The organism is Burkholderia sp. GbtcB21, assembly GCF_019091065.1.
In the GTDB taxonomy this organism is placed as follows: Bacteria; Pseudomonadota; Gammaproteobacteria; order Burkholderiales; family Burkholderiaceae; genus Burkholderia; species Burkholderia pyrrocinia_C.
In genome coordinates, this window is record NZ_JAGXKA010000559.1 from 1 (window position 1) to 230 (window position 230).

Here is a 230-nt window from a genome sequence, read left to right on the forward strand (position 1 = left end):
GGCAGGTGATCACGTCGTCCGGCGGGCGCGAGCCAACCTCGAGATAGACGGCGACCGCGTCCGACCGGATGACGAGGTGGTGGCCGTTGCCGGAGCCTTTCGGAAACGCCGCGCAGACGCCCGCGTGCAGCACGGTCTCGCCGCCGTCCTCGATCATCACGAGTTCGCCTCCGTGCACGGACACGAATTCGTCTTCGACGGAATGCCAGTGGCGGTGGCTCGGCCAGCCG

Annotated in this window: 1 protein-coding gene; it reads right to left on the bottom strand. The window is 68.7% G+C overall.

Features of this window, described 5'->3' with window-relative positions; translation table 11 throughout:
- The coding region (locus KVT39_RS37635) for a cupin domain-containing protein (RefSeq protein ID WP_217591545.1) at nt 1-230 on the bottom strand (230 nt) is incomplete at both ends.